The organism is Clostridium sp. AM29-11AC, from assembly GCF_003480545.1.
In the GTDB taxonomy this organism is placed as follows: Bacteria; Bacillota; Clostridia; order Lachnospirales; family Lachnospiraceae; genus Otoolea; species Otoolea saccharolyticum_A.
Map to the genome: position 1 here is coordinate 32,214 of NZ_QUJI01000020.1, position 26,903 is coordinate 59,116.

Annotated in this window: 18 protein-coding genes and 1 riboswitch; of the genes, 4 read left to right on the forward strand and 14 right to left on the reverse strand. The window is 51.8% G+C overall.

Annotated elements, in window-relative coordinates:
• Positions 1-561: 561 nt before the first annotated feature.
• From rpiB to DW757_RS13600, 3 genes are all read right to left on the reverse strand, one after another.
• Complete coding sequence (gene rpiB / locus DW757_RS13590) at positions 562-1,002, reverse strand: ribose 5-phosphate isomerase B (RefSeq protein WP_015573381.1); 441 nt, start codon at positions 1,000-1,002, stop codon at positions 562-564.
• A 60-nt stretch (positions 1,003-1,062) separates the two neighbouring features.
• A complete protein-coding gene (locus DW757_RS13595; RefSeq protein ID WP_118751971.1) occupies positions 1,063-2,010 on the reverse strand; it encodes an HD domain-containing protein in 948 nt (315 codons plus the stop codon).
• Positions 2,011-2,233: 223 nt separating this feature from the next.
• Positions 2,234-3,553 carry a PDZ domain-containing protein gene (locus tag DW757_RS13600; RefSeq protein ID WP_118751972.1) on the reverse strand — a complete coding sequence of 440 codons (1,320 nt, stop codon included), beginning with the start codon at positions 3,551-3,553 and terminating at the stop codon, positions 2,234-2,236.
• Positions 3,554-3,831: 278 nt separating this feature from the next.
• Here DW757_RS13600 and DW757_RS13605 point away from each other — a divergent pair, with 278 nt between their 5' ends.
• The 3 genes from DW757_RS13605 to DW757_RS13615 all read left to right on the forward strand — a co-directional run bounded on the left by DW757_RS13605 (position 3,832) and on the right by DW757_RS13615 (position 8,589).
• The gene (locus DW757_RS13605) at positions 3,832-6,282 is read left to right on the forward strand and encodes an endonuclease MutS2 (RefSeq protein WP_118751973.1); all 2,451 of its coding nucleotides are present in this window, start codon (positions 3,832-3,834) and stop codon (positions 6,280-6,282) included.
• A 16-nt stretch (positions 6,283-6,298) separates the two neighbouring features.
• Positions 6,299-7,012, forward strand: coding sequence for a response regulator transcription factor (locus DW757_RS13610; protein ID WP_118751974.1), 714 nt, complete (start codon positions 6,299-6,301; stop codon positions 7,010-7,012).
• 173 nt (positions 7,013-7,185) lie between these two features.
• Complete coding sequence (locus DW757_RS13615; protein ID WP_118751975.1) at positions 7,186-8,589, forward strand: HAMP domain-containing sensor histidine kinase; 1,404 nt, start codon at positions 7,186-7,188, stop codon at positions 8,587-8,589.
• Positions 8,590-8,606: 17 nt separating this feature from the next.
• Here the strand turns inward: DW757_RS13615 and DW757_RS13620 are convergent, their stop codons facing one another.
• From DW757_RS13620 to DW757_RS13635, 3 genes are all read right to left on the reverse strand, one after another.
• Positions 8,607-10,484 carry a HAMP domain-containing sensor histidine kinase gene (locus tag DW757_RS13620; protein WP_243033692.1) on the reverse strand — a complete coding sequence of 626 codons (1,878 nt, stop codon included), beginning with the start codon at positions 10,482-10,484 and terminating at the stop codon, positions 8,607-8,609.
• Entirely contained in the window at positions 10,456-11,199 is a 744-nt protein-coding gene (locus DW757_RS13625) for a response regulator transcription factor (protein WP_118751976.1), read from the reverse strand. Before DW757_RS13625 ends, DW757_RS13620 begins: the two co-directional genes overlap by 29 nt.
• A 615-nt stretch (positions 11,200-11,814) precedes the next feature.
• Entirely contained in the window at positions 11,815-13,485 is a 1,671-nt protein-coding gene (locus DW757_RS13635) for a DEAD/DEAH box helicase (protein WP_118751977.1), read from the reverse strand.
• Between the two features lie 472 nt (positions 13,486-13,957).
• Between DW757_RS13635 and DW757_RS13640 the strand changes: the two genes are divergently transcribed.
• Positions 13,958-14,284, forward strand: coding sequence for a chitinase (locus tag DW757_RS13640; RefSeq protein WP_118751978.1), 327 nt, complete (start codon positions 13,958-13,960; stop codon positions 14,282-14,284).
• Positions 14,285-14,426: 142 nt separating this feature from the next.
• On the opposite strand, the gene brnQ is transcribed toward DW757_RS13640, so the two are convergent.
• The 8 genes from brnQ to DW757_RS13680 all read right to left on the reverse strand — a co-directional run bounded on the left by brnQ (position 14,427) and on the right by DW757_RS13680 (position 26,414).
• The gene (gene brnQ, locus DW757_RS13645) at positions 14,427-15,734 is read right to left on the reverse strand and encodes a branched-chain amino acid transport system II carrier protein (RefSeq protein WP_118751979.1); all 1,308 of its coding nucleotides are present in this window, start codon (positions 15,732-15,734) and stop codon (positions 14,427-14,429) included.
• Between the two features lie 154 nt (positions 15,735-15,888).
• A complete protein-coding gene (locus tag DW757_RS13650) occupies positions 15,889-17,532 on the reverse strand; it encodes a hypothetical protein (RefSeq protein WP_118751980.1) in 1,644 nt (547 codons plus the stop codon).
• Positions 17,533-17,686: 154 nt separating this feature from the next.
• On the reverse strand, positions 17,687-18,376 hold the full coding sequence (locus tag DW757_RS13655; RefSeq protein WP_008399116.1) for a response regulator transcription factor: 690 nt from the start codon (positions 18,374-18,376) through the stop codon (positions 17,687-17,689).
• Positions 18,373-19,863, reverse strand: coding sequence for a HAMP domain-containing sensor histidine kinase (locus DW757_RS13660; RefSeq protein ID WP_008399114.1), 1,491 nt, complete (start codon positions 19,861-19,863; stop codon positions 18,373-18,375). Before DW757_RS13660 ends, DW757_RS13655 begins: the two co-directional genes overlap by 4 nt.
• Positions 19,864-20,011: 148 nt before the next feature.
• Entirely contained in the window at positions 20,012-20,443 is a 432-nt protein-coding gene (locus DW757_RS13665) for an AraC family transcriptional regulator (protein ID WP_008399112.1), read from the reverse strand.
• A 369-nt stretch (positions 20,444-20,812) separates the two neighbouring features.
• The gene (gene metK, locus DW757_RS13670) at positions 20,813-22,006 is read right to left on the reverse strand and encodes a methionine adenosyltransferase (RefSeq protein ID WP_021965489.1); all 1,194 of its coding nucleotides are present in this window, start codon (positions 22,004-22,006) and stop codon (positions 20,813-20,815) included.
• 172 nt (positions 22,007-22,178) lie between these two features.
• A riboswitch (SAM riboswitch) is annotated at positions 22,179-22,294 on the reverse strand.
• Positions 22,295-22,439: 145 nt separating this feature from the next.
• Positions 22,440-23,732 (reverse strand): UDP-N-acetylglucosamine 1-carboxyvinyltransferase, encoded by a 1,293-nt coding sequence (locus DW757_RS13675; protein WP_008399108.1) that lies wholly within the window; start codon positions 23,730-23,732, stop codon positions 22,440-22,442.
• Between the two features lie 183 nt (positions 23,733-23,915).
• Positions 23,916-26,414: a hypothetical protein gene (locus tag DW757_RS13680; RefSeq protein WP_118751981.1), complete on the reverse strand. Its 2,499-nt coding sequence runs from the start codon at positions 26,412-26,414 to the stop codon at positions 23,916-23,918.
• Between the last annotated feature and the right edge of the window lie 489 nt (positions 26,415-26,903).

The window sequence follows — 26,903 nt, forward strand, 5'->3', positions numbered from 1 at the left end:
TATAAATCTGATAATGGAATTTCAGGAGCTGTTATGACATACTCCTGTCTCTTATCTGAATCTGAGGGAAATATATTTGCAGCATGTGATTATACTGTATATTTTTGCAAAATTTAGTTTTTTTCAAGTTATATTGCTATGTTATTTCATTTTTACCAATAACATTGTCATCTTACTATTATTCAACATTTTTTATGTATTTTGTAATTTAATCCTTTCTTTATTTAATAAATCTGTTATATTTTAATTCTATTTTATTTCGCTTTCAAAATTATGCAACTTTTTTTATTTAATATCATAAAGACCAAATTATGATAACTCGTCCTTATCATCAGCATTGACAGCTGATACCCCCGCCATTTGGGGATTGTTTCCAGATAGCCCTCGTATCCCGATGGCCATCCGCCTTCCCCCCCCCATCCCCTCTTCCACAAAAAAGTGCAAAAAAACAGCCGCGCATTTTGTTCCAGCAAAAGTCACAAAATGCGCGGCTGTTTTCTACCATTTCCCGGCCGTTTCCGAACCGCTTTCAGGTGTTCCCGATATTGAGCGTCCTCTGTCTTACCTGTTCTCGATGTCCATGATCAGATCCACCCGTCTCTGGTGTCTTCCGCCCTCAAACTTGGCGTCCAGCCACTCCTCGGTGATCATCTTGGCCATCTCGCTTCCCACTACCCTTGCTCCGAAGGCCAGCACGTTTGTATTGTTGTGCATTCTGGACAGCCTTGCCGTGTACGGCTCGCTGCAGACGCAGGCGCGCACGCCCTTCACCTTGTTGGCTGCCAGGGAGATTCCCACACCGGTGCCGCAGATGGTGATCCCCAGATCTGCCTCGCCGGAGGCCACTGCACGGCCTACTTTCTCACCGTAGACCGGATAATCACAGCTCTCGCTGGAATTGGTTCCCATGTCAATGACCTCATATCCCTTGGACTCCACAAACTCTTTGATAATATTTTTAAGCTCTACCGCTGTGTGATCGTTTCCAATCGCAATTTTCATTTCTGTTCTCCTTTGCCAACTTAATCTAACTTTCAGATGTTCCTGTACTCTGTTCTCCGCTTACAGCTCCGTGGTCTTTCTCACATTGGACTCAAAGAGCCTGTTGTAGCCCAGCCAGCCGCTGTTGTCGCCTGCGCCGGTGAGCACCTCGTTCATGGTTTCCAGCTTCGCGTCCGCATTGTCCGCCAGGCTTAAGGCCAGAGCTTCAAAAAGCGCCGGCTTTTTCGGCGAGCCGTATTCCAGCTCCCCGTGGTGGGACAGGATACAGTGTTTCAGCTCTGCGGCTGTCCGCTCCGGAAATCCCGGAATTTCCCTGATCCGCTCAGACACCATCTCTGTCCCGATTATAATATGTCCCAGAAGCTGCCCGTCATCCGTATAGTCATTCTCCGGGAAGGCAGACAGCTCCCTGGTCTTTCCGATGTCATGAAACAGGGCCGCTGTCAGCAGCAGATCCCTGTTCAGCCGCGGATAGACGGCTGCAAAGTAATCACACAGTTTCATCACGCTCAGGGTGTGCTCCAGAAGCCCTCCCACAAAGCCGTGGTGCACGCTCTTGGCTGCGGAGTGGAAGCAGAAGCGGCGCACAAAGTCCTTGTCCTCTATGAAATAGCTGCCCGCCAGCTTTCTCAGGAATGGATTCTTCATGGAATCAATCAGCCCTCTCAGTTCCCCGTACATGGTCTTAATGTCCTTGGAGCTGACGGGAAGATAGTCACTCTCCACATATTCTCCTGCGTCTGCCTTTCTGATCCGGCGTATATTGACCTGGTTGGCGCCCTGGAATACGGTCACATCTCCATCTATATACACATAGTCCAGCACCTCGAAGCTGCCGATTCCCGGAGAGCCCAGATCCCAGATCTTGGCGTCCACGGTTCCGGTCTTATCCTGAAGGGTAAGGGCCCCGTATTCCTTGCCGTTCTTCGTCAGTGCAATCTGCTTTTTCTTACAAAGATACACGTCTGAAACATGCATTCCGTCATAAAACTGTCCGATATACTTCATTTTCTATCCTCTTTCATCTTCATTCTCATCACTGCTCCCCTGCCGCGCCCGGCAGTTCTTTCATCTCCCGCCTCATATCAGCCGGCCAAAAGGCTCCGCCATGCCTGGCTTTCCGCACCTGCACAGCCGCGCCTTTCCGCAGAAACACTTTCCACAGAAACAGAGAGTCCCCTATGCGGAACTCTCCGTCTTTTCAGGCAGCCTTAAGCGGCAGACGCCTGCCCTATCTTCCTCTGATTACCACCTCATAGTCCAGAGGGGTGTAGCCCTCGCGTCCTCTTCGCATAACCGTCACCTTGACGGCGGTTCCCACCTGGGAGCCTGCTATCTGGGTGCTGAGCTCCTTCAGCGTAGCCACCTTGTGTTCCTCAAAGCTCACAATGATGTCCCCGTTCTGCAGTCCTGCCTCGTAAGCAGGGCTTCCGGCAATCACATCCGACACATAGACGCCGGCCGGCATTCCCTCTTCCAGCATAGAGTCGTTTACCTCCTGGCCCTTTACGCCGAAATAGGAAACCTCCTCGCCATTTGTCATCTTTTCAAGGATTCCCTTATAATCGGAAATACTCGTAACGGAACTGCCGAAGATCTGACTCTCTCCCTTCAGCGTTTCATCCCGCCAGCCGATCATCTCCCCATCTGTGTTTAAAAGGAAGGTTCCCTTCCCGTCACTGCAGCTTAAGTCCGTGAACAGAATGCGCGACAAGCCGTCTGTCACCGGAATATTTCTGGCCACATAGGTGATCGTTCCATAAACGGAGGAATGGACGATTCCCGCAGGCGCCCCCACGCCAATGACAAAATCTCCCTCTTTTACGGAATAGGAATTTCCCAGAGGGATTACGTGAATCTCCTTCCTGGTTTCAGCATCCACCAGGGACGCATCCACACTGATCACAGCCACCCCCATCACCTCGTCAGTCTGGAGTATGGTCCCCGCAGCCTCAGTACCGTCAAAAAACACCACATGGATGGAGTCTGCCTGCTCTGCAGCCTCAGCCCTGGTAAGGATTACATAGGAGCCGCTTGTCCTGGCAATCACGGCGCCGGCATAGTAGCCGCTCATCTCAATGGGATTTCCAAAGAGATCGGTCTGCTGCTTACCCGTATTGATGGTGACAATTCCCTTGTCCGCCTGCTGCTCCACCTGTCTGATGCCCTCATACATGGATGTTAAATCTTCAGCGGAAAACTTATATGTCTCCATATAGGATTTCACCACATCCTCCACAGGCTGTGTCTGGCTCTCGGCAGTTTCCGCCGCTGATGCAGCGGTTTCCTCCGGCAGGGCATCCGGATCATCTCTGTCGAACTGTATAGACGGGCTCTCATTCTCTGTATTTTTCCCCCATCGCCTCTCCGCCCACGGCTTTACCGCCGCAAAGCTCAGGGCTGCCACAGCCCCAAATGCAGCTGCCGACAGGAGGAGAACAGCCGCCCGCGCCGCTATCTGTTTTTTCGTCAGCGGGCGTTTTACTATCTTCTCCCTCATGAACTCGCGCTCGCGGGGAACCTTTTTATCAGGTCCTTCCGTATCTGGCATAATTCTTCTCCTTCATTCCATCTATCTCCTGCACAGAGAGGACAGGAGAATCCAATCTGGTTTCAGTATCCGTCTGTCCGCCCTGTCTGCGGCGGACAACATATATGTATTATACGTTTCTTCCCTGGTGATTGCAAGAATATTGTTATAAAATCAGACGCAAAACGCAGCCGTCCAGGAAAGAGAGAACTGAATCTAGCAATTTCTGTGGCCTTTGTGTTATAATCATCATGGGATTTTGCAACCGCCCGTCTAAATTTTTTAACAGGTGAATGAATATGAATCAGAAAGCATTAAAAACTCTGGAATATTATAAAATAATTGACATCCTGACGGAGTATGCCTCCACTGAGCCGGGAAAGAAGCTCTGCCGTGAGCTTCTGCCGTCCTGCGATTACAGTGAGATTGTGCAGAACCAGCAGGAAACCACCGACGCCGTCACCAGGGTGCGGCAGAAGGGCAGCCTTTCCTTCGGTGGTTTGAAGGACATTACAGACTCCCTAAAGCGCCTGGAAATCGGCAGCTCCTTAAACATCGTGGAACTTCTGGCTGTCAGCTCTGTTCTCACGGTGGCCGCCAGGGCCAAGTCCTACGGCCGCCGGGAGGAATCTGAGCTTCCCGACGACTCCCTGGATGAGATGTTCCGGCTCTTAGAGCCTCTCACCCCCGTCAATACGGAGATCAAGCGCTGTATTCTCTCCGAGGATGAGGTGAGCGACGACGCAAGCCCGGGCCTTCGCCAGGTGCGCCGCCAGATGAAGGTGATCAACGACCGGATCCACACCCAGCTGAACTCTGTGCTCAACTCCAGCCGTACCTACCTGCAGGACGCCGTGATTACCATGCGGGACGGAAGATACTGCCTCCCTGTGAAGGCAGAGCATAAAAACCAGGTTCCCGGCATGGTTCACGATCAGTCAGCCACAGGCTCCACTGTATTTATCGAGCCCATGGCCGTGATCCGTCTGAATAATGAGATGAGGGAGCTGGAAATCCAGGAAAAGCGGGAGATTGAGTTCGTCCTCATGGCCTTGAGCTCCCAGCTTGTCCCCTACACGGAGACTCTCGCAGAAAACCTCTCCATTCTGGCCAGACTGGATTTCATCTTCGCGAAAGCCTCCCTGTCCAGGCACTTTAACTGTACGGAGCCGAAGTTTAATAACAGACGCTACATCAACATCAAGGACGGTCGCCATCCCCTTCTGGATCCGAAGAAGGTAGTGCCCATCAACATCTACCTGGGCGATTCCTTTGATCTTCTCATCGTCACAGGCCCCAACACAGGCGGAAAGACGGTTTCCTTAAAGACCGTGGGCCTCTTCACTCTCATGGGCCAGGCAGGGCTTCACATTCCGGCCTTTGACGGCTCGGAGCTTGCAGTCTTTGACAATGTGTTCGCGGACATCGGAGATGAGCAGAGCATTGAGCAGAGCCTCAGTACCTTCTCCGCCCATATGACGAACATTGTCTCGATCCTGAATGAGGCAGACTCCAACTCCCTGTGCCTGTTCGACGAGCTGGGAGCCGGAACGGATCCCACAGAGGGCGCTGCCCTGGCTGTGGCCGTCCTGACCTTCCTCCACAACATGCAGTGCCGCACCATGGCCACCACCCACTACAGTGAATTAAAGGTCTTCGCCCTGACTGAGCCCGGAGTGGAAAACGCCTGCTGTGAGTTCAGCGTGGAAACCCTGCGCCCCACCTACCGCCTCCTCATCGGTATTCCGGGCAAGAGCAATGCCTTTGCCATCTCGAAGAAGCTGGGACTTCCCGACTATATTATCGAGGATGCCAAGCGGCATATCGAGAAGGAAGACGCGGCCTTTGAAGATCTGCTGGCGAACCTGGAGGAGAGCCGCATAACCATTGAAAAGGAGAGGGAGGAGCTGAGCGCCTACAAGGCAGAGATCGCCCAGCTCAAGCAGAGGCTTACCCAGAAGGAGGAGCGGTTCCAGGATCAGAAGGAGCGGCTTCTCGAGAAGGCCAGAGAGGAGGCCCAGAAGATCCTTCAGGATGCCAAGGACACCGCTGATTCCACGATCCGGAATATCAACAAGCTGGCCAACCAGCCCGGAGCTGGAAAGGAGCTGGAGGAACAGCGCTCAAAACTCAGGAATAAAATCAAGGATGTGGACAAAAAGCTGGCTCCCAAGAAGCCTCAGGCTCCCAGAAAGACCATTTCTCCCAAGTCTCTGAAAATCGGCGACAGCGTGAAGGTGCTCTCCATGAACCTGAAGGGGACCGTCAGCTCCCTTCCCAATGCCAAGGGGGATCTGTACGTGCAGATGGGAATTCTCCGCTCCCTTGTGAACATCCGGGATCTGGAGCTCTTAAACGAATCTTCCATCTCCGGCCCCGGCCTGGAAATCCATGGCGGCTTAAACGGAGCGGGAAAGAAAGCCGGCTCCTCCATGCGCACGCCGGGAGCCTTCGGAAAGAAGGGCGGCTCCTCCCAGAGCGGAATCAAGATGTCCAAATCCTTCTCCGTTTCCCCGGAGATCAATCTGATCGGACTTACTGTGGACGAGGCCGTTCCGGAGCTTGATAAATATCTGGACGACGCCTATCTGGCCCATCTTCCCCAGGTGCGTGTGGTGCACGGCCGCGGAACGGGAGCGCTGAGAGCCGGCGTCCACCAGCATTTAAGGGGTCTTAAATATGTGAAGGAATTCCATCTGGGCGAGTTCGGCGAGGGGGATTCCGGCGTGACCATTGTTACCTTTAAATAGGACAGAAAGGAATATTATGGCAGAAAAACAGAAAATCCTCATTGTGGATGACGACGAAAATATTGCGGAGCTTATCTCCCTGTATCTGACCAAGGAGTGCTATGAGACAAAGATTGTAGGCGACGGCGAGGAGGCCCTGAAGGTGTTCCCGGTCTTTAAGCCAAACCTCATTCTCCTTGACCTGATGCTTCCCGGCATGGACGGCTACCAGGTGTGCCGGGAGCTGCGCTCCTCCTCCCAGGTTCCCATTATCATGCTCTCCGCCAAGGGAGAGATTTTTGACAAGGTTCTGGGACTGGAGCTGGGCGCCGACGACTATATGATCAAGCCCTTTGACTCCAAGGAGCTGGTGGCCAGGGTGAAGGCTGTTCTCAGGCGCTACCAGGCGGCCCCCCACCCCCAGGAACCGGCAGGTCCCGATCAGAAGGGACAGTATGTGGAGTTTCCGGATCTCATTGTAAACCTGACCAACTACTCTGTCATTTACAACGGCCATTCCATCGAGATGCCGCCCAAGGAGCTGGAGCTTTTATACTTCCTGGCCTCCTCCCCGAACCAGGTGTTCACAAGAGAGCAGCTTCTCGACCATATCTGGGGATATGAGTATATCGGTGATACAAGAACGGTGGATGTGCATATCAAGCGCCTGCGCGAAAAGATCAAAGATCACGAAAAATGGGCCTTAACCACGGTCTGGGGCATCGGATATAAATTTGAAGTAAAGCGGTAGGACGGTGTGAATGCCGGGGCGCAGATATGCCCCTGAATTTTGGCGGAAGGGAACAGCCCCGTTTTTTTCTATGGGGCTCTCCCCTTCCGCCGTAATGAAATCTGAATATTACTTTTCATCCGGCAGACAGCCCTCCCGGCTGCCGGACTGAGAATTTAAGAGGTGAAATTCCCATGATCCACTCCCTGTACTATAAATTTATTCTCGGCTATCTCATTTTCGGTTTCCTGGGCTTTGTGACCATCGCCACCTTCTCATCAGACATAACCCATGACTATCTGGTGGAACAGAAGGCGGAGGCGCTGTACGATGAGGCCAACCTGATTGCAGAAAACTGCAGCAATGTCTACACAGGAAAACAGCTGAATCTGGAGGCGGCAAAACCCCAGCTTGAAGCTATGGCATCCTACCTCTCCTCCGACATCTGGATTGTAAACCACGAGGGCACCATCATCATGGACAGCAGCCGCCGACTGACCGGAAGCTCCATTGAAGATTTCGACCCGACGGCTGGAGGCAATAAGCCCTTTGCGATTGGAATGTACTACGGAATGTTTTCTGATGAGGTGCTGTCCGTGTCGTCTCCCATAACGGGAAATTTCAACACATACGGCTATATTGTGATCCACATGCCCATGAGCCTGGTGACAGAGGAACAGAACAGTATTCTGAATATTATATACATTACAGCGGGAATTATCTTTGCCATCTCGCTGATCCTCCTGCTCTTCTTCACCAAGACCGTGTATTTCCCGCTGAAAAAAATTACCCGGGCGGCCACGGAGTACGCGGCAGGAAACCTGTCCTACAGTATAGAGCTCCACACTCAGGACGAGATGGGCTATCTGGCCAATACCCTGAACTACATGGCCATGGAGCTGAACAAGATGGAGGAATATCAGCACAAGTTCATTGCCAATGTGTCCCACGACTTCCGCTCACCTCTGACCTCCATCAAGGGGTATCTGGAAGCCATCATCGACGGCACTATCCCGCCGGAGCTGTACGAAAAATATCTGAATATCATCATTGCAGAAACGGAGAGGCTCAACAAACTGACCCAGGGAATGCTGACCTTAAACTCCCTTGACAGCAAGGGCTTTCTGACCCGCACCAACTTTGATATCAACCGGGTCATCAAGGATACGGCGGCCGCCTTTGAGGGCACCTGCAATGCCAGGGGCATCACCTTTGATCTGACGTTCAGTGACTCCATCCAGATGGTTTTCGCGGACCTGGGAAAAATCCAGCAGGTGCTGTACAATCTGATCGACAATGCCATCAAATTCAGCCACGAGGATTCTGTGATCTATATCCAGGTTGCAGAAAAGCACGAGAAGATCTTCGTCTCCGTCAAAGATACGGGAGTGGGGATACCAAAGGACAGCATCAAAAAAATCTGGGAGCGGTTTTACAAGTCCGACCCTTCCCGCGGAAAAGACAAAAAGGGGACCGGCCTGGGCCTTGCCATCGTAAAGGAGATTATTCAGGCCCACGACGAAAATATCGATGTAGTCAGCACCGAGGGGGTTGGAACAGAGTTTATTTTCAGCCTGCCAAAGGCGAATCTGGGGTAAGGCTCGGGTACTCTGTATTATGAGAAAGCCGTCTCTTCTCTCTCCCCGCCTTTTTTCCACATCAGCGTCACCTTGAACAGATCTGCCTCTGTCTCCAGTTCAAATCTTCCTCCCTGGAGCTCCACAAAGCTCCTGGCGATCGCAAGGCCCAGTCCGGAGCCTTCTGTGTTTCTGGACTGGTCTCCCCTCACAAAACGGTCTGTGAGATCACGTCCGTCATCAGACAGCTCCGCGGCAGAGATATTCTTCATGGCAACGTGAACCTCGCCTGGCTTTTCCTGGCCTTCCTCCTCCCGTTCCGTTATCTCGATATACGCCCTGGTTCCCGGCATTCCGTATTTGACAATGTTTATCAGCAGATTTTCAAATACCCGGTAGGTCTTTTCGCTGTCCAGAAGGAGCTTTATCTTTCTGTCCGGCAGCTGAAACCGGAAATCGATCCCGCTCGTTCTCATCCTGTCGTCCAGCTCCAGCCTTACCTGCTTCATCAGGCTTACCACGTCCACCTCCACCAGGTTCAGGGCAATGCTTCCGCTGTTGGCCTTGCTGACCTCAAACAGATCCTCTATGAGCGCTTTCAGCCGCATGGACTTCTGATCCAGGATCTGAATATACGCCTCCCGCTCCTCCTTCGTGAGCTGGGGCTGCTTTAAAAGGTTTACATAAGTAATAATCGCCGTCAGAGGCGTTTTCAGATCATGGGAGACATTGGTTATCAGCTCCGTCTTCATCCGCTGGCTCTTTACCTCCTCCTCCACTGCTTTTTTAAAGCCTGTCCGGATCTTCTGTATCTCATCCCGAAACGGCTCGAACACGCCCAGATCCTCTGTGATCTCCACATCCAGATTTCCCTCCGCCAGCTCATTCGTCGCTCTGAGCAGGATTTTATATTTTTCCTGCATCCGGTCATACAGCCTTCTGAGAATCAGGTACAGGACTGCAGAGTATACGATCAGCCCGAAAATCCCAAAGAACCAGAGACTGCAGAATACAGTAAGAAGGACAAAATTGATTCCCACGATCCTGATAAGCGTCTTTGTGGAGCGCTCCCTCAAATCTATTTTCTCCACCTGTCTGTAGCTGTTCACGGCAAACCTTTTTAAAAACCGCAGAAATGCTCCGGTGAGCGTCCTCTCCCTGAACCATCTGGCCGGTCCCAGGGTAAAGAAGGAGGCAGCCGTCTCCGCCATCCAGAACAGCGTCAGGGCCATGAAAAACCAGGATGCATAATTGACTGCTGCCAGCACGGTTTCAGCGCTCTCATGGCTCATCTGGTAATATCCGCCGCTCATGAGAGCCATGCTCTCTCCGCTCAGGGCGGCGCAGGCCATCTGGGGGCCCATCCCGCTTCCCATAGAAATCCCGAAGATCAGAAATCCAGTGAGAACCATCAGCTCAAAGGGCATTTTAAAAATCAGGATGTCCGTCATCTGGAAATACCGGACTGCTGCCAGAAAGAAGGCCAGGAGCACCACCAGCACTGCAGCCCCCAGAGTAATGGCCTCCAGGGCATCCTCCACTCTGATATAGCCAGGCAGAACCCATACCTCATCCTCCATATAGATTACATAGCCTTCGTATGAGGAGCTGTCCCGGCTTTCCACATAGTAATCATAGCCGGGATAGACGTATGTCTCCTCCCCATAGAGGCTCTCCGCACTGCCTGCGTATTCTTCCGGCCCGCTCTCCCATTCCTCTGCAGGCACAATGGTCTTTCCGGCCTGCATCTCCTTTGACAGCCAGGGATAAAAGGCCATCACTCCTCCCGCTACGGCGGCCGCCAGGAAAAGAGCCAGGAAAAGCCCCATAATTCTGCCCTTCAGGTTCCGTCCACAGTTTCTGCCTTCATCCTTTAAAATCTGTTTCTCACTGCTGCTTCTCAATTTTATAGCCAACGCCCCACACCACCTTTAAATATTTTGGATTTCTGGGATTGATCTCGATCTTTTCCCTGATATTTCTCACATGGACCATCACCGTGTCAGTATTGACGGCCCGCTCGTTCCATACGCGCTCATAGATCTCCTCCGCCGAGAACACATGTCCCGGATTCTTCATGAGAAGGAGGAGGATCTTAAACTCCATGGGCGTCACCTTCACCGGTGAGCCATCCACAAAGAGCTCCACCGTGTCCTCATTTAACTCCAGTCCGCCGATGCGGTAGACATTTTTATCCTGTTCTTCCTGTCCGCCTGCTTCCTTCTCTTCCAGAAGCTTCATAAACCGGCGGTAGCGGCGAAGCTGGGAATTGACCCGGGCCAGAAGCTCCATGGGAGTGAACGGCTTAGTCACATAGTCGTCAGCTCCCATGTTGAGTCCCATAATCTTGTCGACCTCCTCTGACTTGGCTGACAGGAAGATAACCGGAAAATCATACTGCTCTCTGAGTTTTATGACCATTGTGATTCCGTCCATTCTGGGCATCATAATGTCTACAATAGCCAGATGGATCTTCTCCTTCTCAATCACTCTGAGCCCCTCTATTCCGTCTGCTGCCTGAAATACCCTGTATCCCTGGCCTCTCAGAAAAATTTCGATGCCCTGCCTGATCTCTCTGTCATCCTCCACAATCAGAATGTGCCCTGCATCCGCGCCTGTCTGCTTTTCCATATCCCTTTTCATCTCCGTCTTTTATATTTTCTGCCCCGCGGGACATACTGGCTGCCTGGCCGCCTGCCTTGCCTGTCCCCTCTGCCCGTTCAGGGCCGCAGCTGCCGGAAGCTCTGTATCACAAGTACAGCCGCCCGTTTTACCCTGACGGTACCCCGATAAGCTGCCGCAAAATTTCACCTTTTTTATGTTTTTCGGCTCTGTTCTGATTATACTACATTTTTTCCTCTCCTCTGCCGCAAATTGAAAAAACTGAATCACAAGGTTCACTGCCGTTATGCCGGCAAATACAAAAAGCACTGCCGTTATAAGCCCGTCATAATTCATCTCTTCCCCCTCCTCTCTGTCAGTGACAGTATAGCGGGGAAATCTAAACACAGCCTGCATAAAAAACGAAAGAAATTCTAAAGAAAACGAGGCGCGCGCCGCCGGATCCACGCGAGAAAAGCCGGAAGCTGCAGGTGCCTCTCCCCGGCGTCTGCAGCTTCCGGCCTTTTTATTGCGTCTTTTTATTTCCGCTTTTTATTTTTGCTTTCTGTTTTCGCTATCTATTTCCGCTTTTTACTTTGTCTTTCCGTTTTCTCTTTCAGGTTCTGCCTTGTTATTTCTGCTTGTTTATTTCTTTTTATCTCCTTTTGCCTTCTCGATATGGATGTTTTTGCCCTTGATCCGCGCATCCTTCATGGCCTGAAGCACAATGTCCGCCTGCTCTCTCGGAACTTCCACAAAGGTATACTTATCATACATGTCAATGCTTCCCACCATCTTGCCAGGCATTCCGGACTCTCCCGCGATAGCGCCCAGGATGTCTCCCGGCTTCACGTTCTGATTCTTTCCGATGTTGATAAACAGTCTTGCCATGTCGTCCCCGCCGGAACGGTTTCCCCGTCCGCCTGATCTGGAGCCTCTGCCGCGGCCGTAATTTCTGTCTCTCCAGTCACCCAGGTCATCCAGGGAGCGCAGAGGACGGGAATCCTCGATAATATCCTCATTATCCTCACCCATGATTATCCGGAGAAGCCCTGCCGCCAGATCAAGGGTGGTATAGTCCTCCTCGAGAACCTTCCTCTCAATAATGTCGATCAGACGGTCCATGTCATTGTCCTGGAGGATCTCCTCCGCCTGGCAGAGAATCTTGTCCGCCTTGATCTCTGTCACATCGTCAATGGACGGAATCGGCTGAGGGACAATCTTGGTCTTGCAGTAGCGCTGAATATCCCTGAGCTTGTAGACCTCCTTGCCCACCACAAGGCTGAAGGCCTTTCCCTCTCTTCCTGCCCGGCCGGTACGGCCGATGCGGTGAACGTAATACTCCTCGTCCTGGGGGATGTCATAGTTAAACACAGCCTCCACGTCGTCCACATCGATTCCTCTGGCAGCCACATCCGTTGCCACCAGAATGTCCGTGCGGCCCTTCCTGAAGCCGTTCATGACCCGGTCACGCTGCACCTGCTTTAAATCCCCGTGAAGTCCCTCTGCAAAGTAGCCGCGGCCCTGAAGGGCAAGCACCAGCTCATCCACCTGCTTTTTCGTATTGCAGAAGACGACAGACAGCTTGGGAGCGTACATATCGAGAAGGCGGCACATAACCTCCAGCTTGTTCTTCGGCTTTACATCGTAGTAATACTGGGTTACCTTGGGAACTGTCAGGTCCTTTTTTACTACCTTCACGATTTCCGGATCCTTCTGGAACTTCTTCGCAATCTCGGCAATAGCCTGCGGCATGGTGGCGGAGAACATCACCGTCTGCCGTTCCTCGGGCAGTTCGCTTAAGATGGTTTCCATATCCTCCAGAAAGCCCATATTGAGCATCTCATCCGCCTCGTCCAGGACAACGGTGTGTACCTGGCCAAACTTGATGGTCTTTCTCCGCATGTGATCCATCACCCGGCCCGGCGTTCCTATAATCACCTGCACGCCATCCTTTAATGAGCGGATCTGCTTTACAATTTCCTGACCTCCGTAAATGGGAAGTACCTTGATCCCATGCATGTATTTTGCAAGATTTCGGATCTCCTCAGCCACCTGGATTGCCAGCTCTCTGGTAGGGCAGAGCACAACTGCCTGCAGCTTTTTATTTTTCGGATCGATCTTTTCCAGAAGGGGGATACCAAAGGCGGCAGTCTTTCCTGTTCCCGTCTGGGCCTGCCCGATAATATCCTTTCCCTCCAGCTCCAGTGGAATCGCCTTCGCCTGAATCGGGGACGCCGCCTCAAACCCCATGTCCGTCACTGCCCGCAGAATCTTTGCGTCCAGGTTTAATTCTTCAAATCTGATTGTTTCCATTCTGTTCCTTTCTAAAGCTACCGTCTGGGGGCTGCCCTTCCTGCCGGACAGCCTCCCCTCTTATTTTTACCTGTCTAAAAGTTTCGGAAAACTTTTGTAAAGCATACTGTCCTTAATCGAACAAAGAATCCTGCTCTGCAGGATTCTCCGCCTGCGGCGGGGCTGCAAAGCAGCCGTATTCCTTTCCACCGCAGTGCGTTCCCGCCCGGCGGGCTTTTTATTTAACAGGAAATTCAACAGAATTTCCTGTTAAATAAAAAAAGATTCAAGACCGTTTCAGTTCTTGAACCTTCCCGCTTTTACGTCCAGTTTACTATATCAGAAAATCTTATTTCTGTCAATCACTGGACGAACGCGTCAACTGTGCTATAATAACAGTATCACCATCGTTCGGTTTCCTGAAGCAGACAGCAGAAAGCCAGGACTTCAATCGTCTGTCTGCCAGGATTCTATCTTCCAAGGAGGTGTTTTTATGTCTGTTGGAGCAGTAAAAAAATGTCTGATCTCCGGGGTTTTCTGCCTGCTGGCTGCCGGGACTTTTGCCGTCCCTGCCTACGCCCACCATGGCAGAGGAGCCTGCTGTGGGGAAGAGCAGAGAGCATTATGTCCGGCGGTCTGCAGCTTTGAGGACTGTGAGGAAACGGGACTTCACTGGCACGGCGATTCCGTTTACTGCACAGGTGCCCATGAGAACGGATACTGCGACGGTTCCTGTGATGGGGCAGGAGGCGGCACATACTGCCGTCCCGGACAGAACAGTCCCGGCGCAAACGGACATCACAGACATTGCCGAAACTGAATTCAGAACAGGTCCAAAATAAGTTTCCGGCTGTGTTCAGAGGATAAATACGAGGCCTGAGCGGCAGAAAGACAGCCTGCTTCCCAACAGAAGAGAAGGGAAGCAGGCTGTCGTCTTATTTTTCTTTATAGGCCTGTCGTCTCTACTCTTTCGGCAGCGCACTCCTGTCCGTCACCCGGCCTATGGCCAGTCCTGCAATTCCCGGCAGGATCCATCCGAGTCCCAGGCTGTAGCCGGGCAGAAGAACCATCATATCATTTACTCCCGGGATAGCGATCCCGGCGCCCCAAGCGGCATAGAACACGCTCACGATTCCCGTAAACAGGACGCCCAGGCGGTACATTCCTCTCGTTGCAGTTTTTAAGAAGGAGAGGAAAATAAGCATAATGGCCACCGGATAGATGGCGTTCAACACCGGGGTAGACAGGGCAAGGATTCTGGTCAGGCCTGCATTGGCCACCACAACGCTCACCGCTGCAAAGAGAAGCACCCACATCCTGTATTTCAGCACCGGGATAAGCTGACAGAAAAATTCGCTGCAGCAGCTCAGGAGCCCGACGCAGGTATTCAGGCAGGCGATAAAAAAGATCACACCCAGGATCGCCTCCCCTGCGCTTCCGAACATGGTTCCGGCTGCAAAGGTCAGCACCTTGGCCCCATTGTCAAGGCTCTGGGCAGAAGGCCCTGCCTTGATTCCGGTGTAGGCAAGGGCAATGTATACAACCGCAAGCAGAACGCCGGCAATCAGTCCGCTCCTGATTGTGGAACTCATCACTGCTTTCTCGCTTTTCACCCCAATCTCCCTGATATTCAGAGAAATGACAATGCCAAAGTTCAGAGCGGCAATGGTATCCATTGTCTGATATCCCTCCAGAAATCCACTTACAGGTGCAGCCCCGCTGTAAGCGGCCGCAGGCTCAGGCGCTGTCTGACCGGCTGTAAAAAGGCTTCCTGCAAAAAGAAAAAAAATCAGGCATAAGAGTACCGGACAGAGAATCTTTCCAAGCCTCTGGGTCAGTCTCTCCGGATTGAGAGCCAGAAGTGCGGCTATGAAAAAGAATCCGACAGAATATATGAGCTGCCACACTGCCGTCCCCTGCCCGTCTCTGAGAACCGGAAGCACTGTCATCTCAAATGAAGTGCTGGCCGTTCTGGGAATTGCCAGACACGGACCGATAGACAAATAAATCAGGATAGTAAATACTCTGGCAAAGGCCGGATGAACCCTCCCCGCCAGCCTGTCAAGACCTCCTGAACGTGATACGGCAATCACTCCCAGCACAGGAAGTCCCACCGCGCTGACCAGAAAACCCAGAAGGGCCGGCCACACTGCCGTCCCCGCCTGGGCTGCCAGAAACGGCGGAAATATCAGGTTTCCTGCTCCAAAAAACATAGAGAACAGAGTAAGCCCCACGATCAGGAGCTTTCTTCCCCTCAGTGCTTCATTCATATCATTCTCCCCTTTTCCTTTGTTTCAGTCTTAACTTATTCTATTTCCTTTTGCCTCTCCATGCCCTTATTTCCTGGACGGCTCTCGGGCATGCAGGCACATATAACCTACATTATAGGCGTACTCTCTTTCCTTTGCAAGCAGTTTTCTTCCTTCACGCTTTTCTGCCTTTCGCCCTGTCTCCCAGCTGCTCATTAACCCAGGCAATCCATCCTCCAAACCCGCTCCAGGCATAGGGGAGCAGCATAAGAAAATAACAGACCGTGTACTGCCCTTTCGCCTCCCAGAACAGGTGGAACAAAAATCCCCCGATAAAAATCACCGCAAAGATAAGCCCTTCAAATCTCACTCTGCCCCTCTTAAAGATTACGAACAGAAGCGCTCCCCCGTAGATCAGGCTCTGCAGCGCGTTGCACAGCTCCCAGTAGATTTCGTTCGCCCATCCTCCTTCCCTGAACAGTGAGCGGGTAAACGACGGAAACAGCCACCCCGGCCCCTTCACCTCCTGAATCCAGAGACTCTGGAAGGTGGGCTCTGCCCAGACAGACTGAATCTTTTTCTCAAAAAAATCGGCCGTATAATCAGGGTGTTCCAGAAAATACTGGACAGTCATAGCCAGATCCCGCTCCACGGCAGCCTGAGTCAGCTCCGGATCCTCATGGTTGTCGAGATAAATATATACATTATAATTGTTGAACCAGCCGGGGGCGCGGCTGCCATCCTGAAGTCCCATCTCCAGCCAGGTTATCATAGGGGGCCCTCCCTCCACCGGATGTCCGGCTGCCGCAGAGAGCCCAAAGAGCACGGCGCTGTGGCTGATAACATAAAAAGATACCGCCAGGACAGCCCTCAGCAGGGAGGCGGCCCTCCGCTTAAATACTGCATCTGCCGCAAAGAAGATTACCATAGCCGTCAGCACGATCAGGTAATTGGATTTAAGCAGAATAGCTGCCGCGATAGAGAGGGCCGAGAGGAGCAGATTTTTTCTTCCTCCGCCCCTCAGAAAACATCTCTGGTACCAGAGAGCTGCCGCAGAACAGGCAAATCCCGGAACTGTACTGTAAGCAAATGTAAAATAGAAGGAAAACGGAAGGAAGGCAGACAGGAAAAGCGTCAGTCCATATCTGCGCCTGAGCGGGAGAACTTCCTTTGCCAGCATTCCCGTATAATACATTCCGGCCGCCAGAAAAGCTACATTTAAAATCTGCCAGAGAAAAGCCGTGTTTTCCCCCGCTATCAGCGCCAGCAAAGCCGCGTACAGAATCTGCCCGTTCTGGTGGGGATAGGTGTAGGCATACCCCTCACATCTGTAACCGCTGTACTTAAAACCGATGGGATTCCACGGCGACATATCGCCTTCAGCCAGGGCCTTTCCAGAATCCACTACCAGCCTCTGATCTGACGCGGGGGCAAAGAGCATCCCCATAATCCAGATCAGGTACAGCCCGGATAGAATCGTCATCCAGCGTTTATACTGAATCCTGTTAAGTGCAGGACAGAGGCGGCTTCCGTTTTCCTGCTCCCTGGTCAGAATCACTCCCGCAGCGGTGACGACTGCGAATACGAACAGGTGAAACAGCGGTGAATCTGTATAAAACCTCACCTTCTCCGCCCCGCCGTAGACGGTTGCGCTTCTCGTCACACTGAAAAAAAGAAGCAGCAGCAGAATCAGCGAAAATATAAAAAGTACTACAATTACCGCTGCATCCTCCAGGCAGGTTCTCTGCTCCCGGATATTTTCAGACTGTCTCCGCCTGCAGCTGCCGCGCATTTTTCCTGAAAATGTACCTTTCTCCATCTCCGTTCTTCAAATCCTCCTCTGCGCCTTTCTCTTCTCTCTCGCCGTCTCTGCTCTCACACCAAAACAGGGACAGGGATAAGCTCTTTATCCCTGTCCCCCATACGTTTCAGCCTGCAGCCGTCGGCTTTTCTGCCGCTTTTTCCGCTCCATCCTACATCTTGAAGCGGTAGCCGACTCCCCATATCGTCTCGATATACTGAGGCTTTGCCGTATTAAACTCGATCTTCTCCCTGATCTTCTTAATATGCACGGTCACTGTCGCAATATCCCCCAGAGATTCCATATCCCAGATACGGCTGAACAGCTCTTCCTTAGTGAATACATGGTTCGGATTCTGCGCGAGGAATGTGAGCAGGTCAAATTCCTTTGTGGTAAAGTTTTTCTCCTCCCCATTTACATAGACTCTTCTGGCTGTCTTGTCAATTTTAAGTCCGCGTATCTCAATAATCTCATTCTCCGGCATCCCGCTTCCGATCAGCCTCTCGTATCTGGCCATGTGGGCCTTGACTCTGGCGACCATCTCGCTTGGGCTGAAGGGTTTTGTAATATAGTCGTCCGCTCCCAGCCCCAGTCCCCGGATTTTGTCAATGTCATCCTTCTTTGCGGAAACCATGATAATGGGCGTATTTTTCGCCTCCCTGACTTTCCGGCAAATCTCAAATCCATCTACTCCCGGAAGCATCAAGTCTAAAATCAGGAGATCAAAATCCTCCTCCAGCGCTCTTTTCAGGCCGGTTTCCCCATTGTCTTCGATTTCCACTTCAAAGCCGGAAAGCTCGAGATAATCCTTCTCCAGCTCTGCGATAGCTTCCTCATCCTCAACAATTAAAATTCTGCTCATTCCTGAATAACCTCCTGATATTTTCTAAGCACAAAGTGAATCTCTGTGCCGATTCCTTCCTTGCTGGTGGCCCAGATGCGTCCCCCGTGATCCTCGATAATCTTCTTCACAATGGAGAGACCGATTCCGCTGCCTCCCTTGGAGGAGTTTCGCGAAGAGTCTGTCCGGTAGAACCGGTCGAAAATATAGGGCAGATCCTTCGCCGCTATGCCCTTCCCGTTATCCTCTATGACAATCTGGACAAAATCGCCGTCATCCTTAATTCTGATATTGATAATGCCCTTTTTCTTGTCGAGATATTTGAGAGAATTTCCGATAATATTGTTGATTACGCGCTTCATCTGTTCCGCATCCGCGATAATCAGCACATCCTCGTCCACATAGTTGAAATAGCCAAGCTCGATTCCCCTGGTCTCCATATCCAGGCCGACCTCTTCCACGCAGTCCCAGAAATACTCAGCCACATTGATTTTGGAAAACGTGTATGGAATCCTGTTTGTGTCAATCTTAGAGTAAAAGGTCAGCTCGTCGATCAGGCGGTCCATATCGTTTGCCTTGTTGTAAATCGTGCGGATATATTTGCTCAGCTTTTCCGGAGAGGAGGCCACGCCATCCTGAATCCCTTCCACATATCCTTTAATGGCCGTGATGGGCGTTTTCAGATCGTGGGAAATATTGCTGATCAGCTCCTTGCTCTCCTTGTCATACTGAACCTTCTCCTCCGCTGACTCCTTTAATCTGAGGCGCATCTCCTCAAAGTCCTGGCATAAAAGTCCGATCTCATCGTCATCTCCCACGTCCAGCGTGAAATCCAGATTTCCGTCCCGTATCTTCTGTGTCGCCTCTCTGAGCCTGTGGAGCGGCGATAAAATCGATCGGTACACCCACATCACCAGGAGGCCGCCTGTCAGACAGATGATGGCGATTCCAGCCAGGAGCATCTCCATGAGCATGGATTTAATCTCCGGCATATACTCGCCTACATTTGTGACAATGAATGCGCTTCCCTCACTGCCGTCGTCAAACCGGAAATCAATCTGTTTTAGCAGATGCTGCTCTTCACCGTCCAGGTAAACTCCTCCCGACAGCCCGTTTCCATTATAATCGCCGTAGGCGGGAAGACCGTCGACCAGATCCTCCCCGTCCAAAGCTCCCTGATAGATAATGCGGTCTCCCTTGCGCACCATGAGAAAGGAATACTTGTCCTCCAGAACCTTGTTCACTCTGTCCAAATATTCTGGCGTTTCCAGCTTCTCCGGCTCCGTCCCCGCCACCTCCCGGATTTTTTTCTCCGTATTTATGGTGAGGCGATTGAACACCTGCATGGAATTTCCCGACAGCAGATCTACCTGCTCGCTCAGGCCGTAGGTTTTCTGGAAAGAACGAATCTGATAATTGCTCAGAGCCGTAATCGCCGCATAGATGAGGAAAATCGGCACCACTGTAATTGTGATAAAGGCAATAGCCAGACGCGTTTTGATCTTCATACTTTCTCCTTTACAAAAATATGAGAAAACCGGATGCCCCTGCTCCACACGGTTTTCTCATACTCTTTTAAGCTCTTTTAAGTATACCATATTTTAAGACTTCCGTTTCTAAAAGTTATCTAAACTTTTTCCCGACAGATACTTTTCCTCAGACCTCCTCACTTTCCTCATCTATCAGGCCTTTCATCACCCTGTTCCTGTACTCCCCCGCTGATATGCCGATCTGACGTTTAAAGACGTGGCAGAAATGGGCGCTGTCTGAAAAGCCCACCTCCACGGCGATATCCCCAACCCGCCTCTTTGGATCTTTCAGCAGCTTTCTGGCCTCCTCAATCCTCACCTGATTCAGGAGCTCCGAAAAGCTGTTTCCCGTATACCGGTTGATCAGCTTGCTCAAATGCCACTGGCTCACAAAGAGCTGCTCCGCCACCACCGCTAGTGTCAGACGATTTCTGTAGTTCTCCTGAATATATTTTACCGCTTTCCTGACAATATAGGTGCCCGCAGAATTTTTTCTGCCTGTTCCGGACGTTACTGCTTCTCCTGGGGCCGGCATCCTGCCGATTGTTTTTTCAATCATCTTAAAACCCCGCTTTCATCTTTCGCAAAAGTCCTTCTTCTGTCTTATCCTCTGCTGCTTATATAAAGAGCATATACCTTTCACGCCAAAAATTCAAGATATTTTCAAAATTTTTCGAAAATAATTGGTTTAATTTTATATCTAAAATAATTGATCAGAAAATTATGAAATATTTAACCGCAGGGTACCCCTGCCTGGGCGAGGTTTTCTATTGCACAGACTGTCTGAGCGATATTCTGGGAGAATAAAAAGGGCGGCAGCCCGTCCAGTCACAAGGGAAATTCCCTATGATCCAAACGGCTGCCGCCAAAGTCTGTCCATGGCGTTTATGGTCAGGGTCAGAATTTCAAGCGGGCAATGAGCTTTCTGCTATTTCGGAAGGTACTCCTTCAGCATATCCGCCTTGTCTAACTTCTCCCACGGCAAGTCCAGATCATTTCTTCCGAAATGTCCGTAAGCCGCTGTCTGCTTGTAAATCGGACGGCGCAGATCCAGCATCTTGATGATGCCTGCCGGGCGCAGGTCAAAATGCTTTCTGATAATCTCCACCAGCTCATTGTCGGAGAGCTTTCCCGTTCCGAATGTATCCGCCATGATGGAGGTAGGATGAGCCACGCCGATGGCGTAGGAGAGCTGAATCTCGCACTTGTCAGCCAGCCCTGCAGCCACAATGTTCTTTGCCACATAGCGGGCTGCGTAAGCTGCAGAGCGATCCACCTTTGTGCAGTCCTTTCCGGAGAATGCTCCGCCGCCGTGACGGGCATATCCGCCGTAGGTGTCCACGATGATCTTTCTTCCGGTCAGTCCGCTGTCTCCGTGGGGGCCTCCGATAACGAAGCGGCCTGTAGGGTTGATGAAGAACTTGGTATTTGTGTCGATCATACCGGCCGGAAGCACCGGATCAAAGACATAGCGCTTCACATCCTTATGGATCTGTTCCTGGGTCACCTTCTCATCGTGCTGTGTGGAGAGGACAACCGCATCCAGGCGGAACGGTTTTCCTGCCTCATCGTACTCCACCGTAACCTGTGTCTTTCCGTCAGGACGCAGATACGGCATGGTGCCGTTCTTTCTGACCTCTGTCAGACGGCGTGCCAGCTTGTGAGCCAGAGAGATAGGGTATGGCATATACTCCTCTGTCTCGTTTGTGGCAAAGCCGAACATCATTCCCTGGTCGCCTGCTCCGATGGCATCGATCTCCTCCTCAGACATTCTGTGCTCCTTGGCCTCCAGAGCCTTGTCAACTCCCAGAGCAATGTCGGCAGACTGCTCGTCAATGGCAGTCAGCACACCGCAGGTATCACAGTCGAAGCCGTACTTGGCACGGTCATAGCCAATCTCGCGCACGGTCTCCCTGACAATTTTCTGAATATCTACGTAGGCATTTGTTGTAATCTCACCCATTACCATCACAAGGCCTGTGGTCACTGCCGTCTCGCAGGCCACGCGGCTCATAGGATCCTTCTCTATGAGAGCGTCCAGAATCGCATCGGAGATCTGATCGCACATTTTGTCCGGATGGCCTTCTGTAACTGACTCGGATGTAAAAAGTAATTTCTCCACGTTGTTCCTCCTTCTTTGATTTCCCAGGGCGTATCTCCCATCTCCTGTTATGCCTGCTCTCTGCACCGCCCTGTCTCCATGCTCTTTCTGGGACAGGAAACCGCTTTGGCCTCTTTGCAGGCAAAGAAAAAAGTCCGTAGCAATACGGACTTGATCTCATTTCTATCAATTCCTCTTATTGCTCGATTTGCCGCTCATGCGGTTCCTCGCTCAGGCTGGCACCTTCCGTTTCTGCGGGGTTGCCGTGACTTCTCAGATCCTTTGTATCTCCATCACTCTGAATAAGGGATATTACGCACTCTATGAATTTGCTGCGATATGTATGATAGCCTACTCTCTCTCTGCTGTCAAGAGAATTTATGAAATTTTCATGTTTTTCCGCTGTCTGAATCTTCAGGTACCCTCCTCTTTAAGAAGTTGGCGCCTTCCTCCATCAGCCCACCTTGAGTCTGAATTTCTGGGCTTCCTTCTCGGAGTCGACCTTCTCAATCATAGCTCCCAGGCCTCTCAGCTTCTCCTCGAAGTTCTCATAGCCTCTCTGGATGTAGCCGATCTCGTCTACCACCGTGTAGCCCTCGGCAGCCAGGCCTGCGATAACGAGGGCGGCTCCTGCTCTCAGATCCGGCGCATTGACCGTAGCTCCCGTAAAGCCCTTCACGCCGTCGATAATGGCCACATTTCCCTCTACCTTGATATTTCCGCCCATGCGGGACAGCTCATCCACATATTTAAACCTGTTTTCAAAAATACTCTCTGTCACCACACTGGTTCCCTCTGCAAGGGCCAGAGTCACTGTAATCTGCGGCTGCATGTCAGTGGGAAATCCCGGATAGGGCAGGGTCTTAATATCCATATGCTTCTGGCGGGGCTTTCCAACCACCCGCACAGCCTCGTCAAACTCTGTCACCTCGCAGCCCATCTCGATCAGCTTGGCTGTGATGGCCTCCAGATGCTTGGGGATCACATTCTGTACCATAATGTCGCCGCGGGTAATAGCAGCTGCGCACATAAATGTACCAGCCTCAATCTGATCCGGAATAATGGAATACTCAGTTCCGTGAAGCTTCCTGACTCCTCTGATTCGGATAATATCCGTACCTGCTCCCTTGACATTGGCTCCCATGCTGTTTAAGAAGTTGGCCACATCCACCACGTGAGGCTCCTTGGCCGCGTTCTCGATAATCGTCTCTCCCTCTGCCAGAGTAGCGGCCATCATCACATTGATAGTCGCCCCTACGCTGACTACGTCGAGATAGATATGGCTTCCCACCAGATCAATGGCGTGAGCCACAACGGCTCCCCTCTTTACCTCCACCTCGGCGCCCAGAGCCCGAAAGCCCTTGATGTGCTGGTCAATGGGACGGCTTCCGATATTGCAGCCGCCCGGCAGGGGAACCTCGGCGCTCTTGTACTTTCCGAGGAGCGCCCCGATAAAATAGTAGGAAGCGCGGATCTTTCTTATGTACTCATCGTCCACGCTGACTTCCTTAATGTGTCTGGCATTAATCCTCGCCGTGTGGCGGTCAATGCGGTCCACCCTCGCCCCGATCTCCTCGATGGCCTCCAAGAGTACATTGATATCCCGCACATCCGGCAGGTTTTCTATGATCACTTCTTCGTCGGTCATTATTGATGCAGCTAATATTCCCAGGGCGGCATTTTTCGCTCCGCTGATGGTGACCTCACCGACCAGGGGATTGCCGCCTTTCATGATATACTGTTCCATCTTGCACCTCTATCTATAATTGAAAAACACAAATGCCAGGTCTCTGACCTCTGCTGATTCTTACATTTTCTTGACTTTTTATTAACTGATTATAACATATCAGCAGAATTTGTAAAGGTTAATGCCCATTTATTTCGCAAAGCCCCCCGAAAACAGCCAGTAAGGCGCCGCCGGATCTGCCCCCTACAAATCTGTCAGAAAGGCTACAAAATCATTGCCTCCATTGGAATCAAACCAGGCAGCCCCATCGTTAAGCCCCATTTTGTCTGTATAGGCGTTTTCCGTTCCGGGGTTCCAGAGACAGGAAATATTATACGGATCATACCCGTAAATCAGCATATATGAGCCGTCTCCCGTGTAGGCCGCCACCGGATAGCCTCTTCCCACAAAGTAGAGAACCTGGTTCAGGCTCAGCCCTCCTGCATCAATAATCGCCCCTCCGTCTGAGGTCTCCAGCTCTCCGTCTGCAAATTCCCTGAGGTATCGCTCAATATCCGTCACCAGACTCTGGGGATCCCGGATTGTCCTGATGTCCGGCCTGTCCGCTCTGGCCCAGAACACGCGGCCTGCCTCATCTGTGACAATTCCCATACCGTCGTAAGCCGCTGTCACCGCATCCGCAAAATGCACAAACCTTCCCCGCAGCCTTCCCTCGCTGTAGGCATAATACTGCTTTTTCTCAAGAGGCGTGCTTTCTGTGACGGATACCGTATTGTTTTCCTCCGCCATCACCTTTTCCGGCACCTTAAGACGGATTTCGGAACCGGAAACAGATTCATCCAGCTGGACAAAATACACCCTGCCCTTTTCCTCCGATGCCAGATACCCGATTCCCGCCAGCGTGTCCTCCTCCATCTCCTCATTGCACACAAGGGTGTCGTTTCCGGCTGACGTATAGCTGTCCCCTGCGCGGGAGAGCTTTTCCAGATGCACGCGGCTGTCCCGGATCTCCACGTCTGTGATATAGATGCCCTCCTTCTCATACCGGGTCTGAATCTGCATATCCTCCCCGGCGATTTCCAGAGCGTACATGGGCACCTGCGCCGTCCTTCCATTGATGACGGCACCTGTGTTTTCCTCCGCAAGGCCGTAGACGAGATCGCTTCCCACAAAGCCCAGAATCCTGATATTTTTTCCCTCCGGCGCATGGATCTGATCGCTTCTTCCGGTCTTCAGATCCATCACATGCACGGTAGATGCGTCGTAGGCATCCGTGCCGTCCTGCCAGGCGATCCTGGACTGCCCTGCTCCCACTGCAAAATTCTCCTCCGTCAGTCCCTCAGCCAGAATACGGGACTCCCTTGTTTCCATGTTGACAGAGTAGACAGAATTTCCCATCATTAGATAGAGGATTCCATTTTCTCCCAGGTAGCTGAGCCTGTCAATGCCAAGCTGAAGCTCCTCGCTCCCCTCGTCCGCAGGCAGATAGAGCCTCTCTGTCAGGGAATTGCCCTCCATCCTGTATCTCCACAGGGCAACGCCAACACTTCCCTCGTGGCTGCCTCTGCTCATATAGCCGTTTACCAGAAAATCCACTTCCCCCTCATCGCTCACCGAAAGAATTTTCAGGCCGTATCCTGTCACATCGATGAGCGGATCGGTTTCACTCTGTCTGAACGAGAATACCCTTGTATTTACCTGGCTTTCCCCGTCATACAGCCACAGCTCTCCGTTCGTCACGAATCCGTGAAATCTTCCATTTGGGGAGGTTATCTCCTGAAGGCCCGTTCCGTCGGAGATGCCAAGCATAATCCGCTTTCCCGAATAGAGAGCCGGATCCCCGTCAAACACCTGGTTTACAGTTCTGTTATAGTCCATCATGTAGATTCTCTGTGCATTCCACTTCATTGTGAAATCCTCGCAGACATCATAGTACTCCGCAGCTTCTCCGTTCTCCATGCGGGCCGCCAAATAGCTGAGTCTTACACTGGCCATAATGCCCTGCATCTCTTTCAGCTCTACCTCCACATTTCCGGCCTTCTCCATCTCCAGACTGCCCCACGTAATCTGGTCAAAGCTATTCTTCAGAGTCACATTGCCCAGGGAGCTGTTGTCTGCCGCAGCGTCTGTCTCCAGATAGGTAGTCAGATCCGAAGCATTCTCATAGTGGAACGTATTGTCGGAAAAGGTTTCCGCCAGGGAGAGCATGTCCCCAAGGAAGGTATTGTCTGTCCAGACAATCCTCGTATAGTAATAGATGGCCGGCTGATTTTCCGTGGCAATCGCCAGCGTCAGGATGTACTCCTTATCCTTGTCAATCAGGTTCTGAATGGGCAGAATCGTCACCGCCTCCTGTGAACCTTCGTCCTGGTGCCAGTTCTGTACCACTGTTCTCTCGATCAGTCTCTCGTCTTCCAAACTCCTGATCTCGTACTGCACGCCCGTAATTCTGCTGTCCAGGTTATAAAAATCCACCGTCAGGCGGCGATCCTGGGGAAGCACAGTCAGATTTCCCCTTCCGGCGCAGTCCCTGTCATCCTCCCTGAATCCGTAAAGGGGATTCATCTGCCGGCCGCACATCTCCATATAGGCTACAGGCAAATCTGCGTCCTCCATCGGCGTATAGGCAGTTTCCTCCTTCCTTTCTCCCCGCAGAGGCAGGGCTAAGTAAGCCGCTCCCGCAGCCGCTGCCAGCAGAACTGCCGCACATATAATCCAAAGTTTTTTGCTGAATCTCTTCATTTATCTTCATCCTCAATGATCGGTTTTCCTGTATCGTGCTTCTACCTTCCTTTGAGCCTGCAAACAGAGGCAGCGCACACTGATAATCAGCTGTCCGCCCGCTTCCATCCCGGCTGCTGTCGGCACCTTTTATTGCTTTGAATGCCTTTGGGCCCATTATAGCATATTTTTCAGTCTTTTAACAAGGAAAAGGCAGCGTTTCCCCCTGTGCCGTGGAACGCGTTCAAAGGGCGCCGACAGTATCGGCACCCTTTGAACACCATGGCTTATGCCATATTTATCTGTTTTCCGGAGACTGATTTGGTTTGGCCTGTCAGCCGCAGTTTCTATGCAGGCATCTTCTGTGCTGAACATCTCCCAGCAGGAGAAGCATAATGATGTCAGAAAGCTCAACCTCTCCCCTTTTTCCAGGCTGGCTTGGCGGCGGACCCCACGGCCGATCCGGCGGTGGCGGCGGACCCCACGGCCGATTGGGCGGTGGCGGCGGAC

Coding starts and splice junctions, on each gene's coding strand:
- rpiB (WP_015573381.1), bottom strand. CDS start 1,002: ATGAAAATTGCGATTGGAAACGATCACACAGCGGTAGAGCTTAAAAAT.
- DW757_RS13595 (WP_118751971.1), bottom strand. CDS start 2,010: ATGAAGTATATCGGACAGTTTTATGACGGAATGCATGTTTCAGACGTG.
- DW757_RS13600 (WP_118751972.1), bottom strand. CDS start 3,553: ATGCCAGATACGGAAGGACCTGATAAAAAGGTTCCCCGCGAGCGCGAG.
- DW757_RS13605 (WP_118751973.1), top strand. CDS start 3,832: ATGAATCAGAAAGCATTAAAAACTCTGGAATATTATAAAATAATTGAC.
- DW757_RS13610 (WP_118751974.1), top strand. CDS start 6,299: ATGGCAGAAAAACAGAAAATCCTCATTGTGGATGACGACGAAAATATT.
- DW757_RS13615 (WP_118751975.1), top strand. CDS start 7,186: ATGATCCACTCCCTGTACTATAAATTTATTCTCGGCTATCTCATTTTC.
- DW757_RS13625 (WP_118751976.1), bottom strand. CDS start 11,199: ATGGAAAAGCAGACAGGCGCGGATGCAGGGCACATTCTGATTGTGGAG.
- DW757_RS13635 (WP_118751977.1), bottom strand. CDS start 13,485: ATGGAAACAATCAGATTTGAAGAATTAAACCTGGACGCAAAGATTCTG.
- DW757_RS13640 (WP_118751978.1), top strand. CDS start 13,958: ATGTCTGTTGGAGCAGTAAAAAAATGTCTGATCTCCGGGGTTTTCTGC.
- brnQ (WP_118751979.1), bottom strand. CDS start 15,734: ATGAATGAAGCACTGAGGGGAAGAAAGCTCCTGATCGTGGGGCTTACT.
- DW757_RS13650 (WP_118751980.1), bottom strand. CDS start 17,532: ATGGAGAAAGGTACATTTTCAGGAAAAATGCGCGGCAGCTGCAGGCGG.
- DW757_RS13655 (WP_008399116.1), bottom strand. CDS start 18,376: ATGAGCAGAATTTTAATTGTTGAGGATGAGGAAGCTATCGCAGAGCTG.
- DW757_RS13660 (WP_008399114.1), bottom strand. CDS start 19,863: ATGAAGATCAAAACGCGTCTGGCTATTGCCTTTATCACAATTACAGTG.
- DW757_RS13665 (WP_008399112.1), bottom strand. CDS start 20,443: ATGATTGAAAAAACAATCGGCAGGATGCCGGCCCCAGGAGAAGCAGTA.
- DW757_RS13675 (WP_008399108.1), bottom strand. CDS start 23,732: ATGGAACAGTATATCATGAAAGGCGGCAATCCCCTGGTCGGTGAGGTC.
- DW757_RS13680 (WP_118751981.1), bottom strand. CDS start 26,414: ATGAAGAGATTCAGCAAAAAACTTTGGATTATATGTGCGGCAGTTCTG.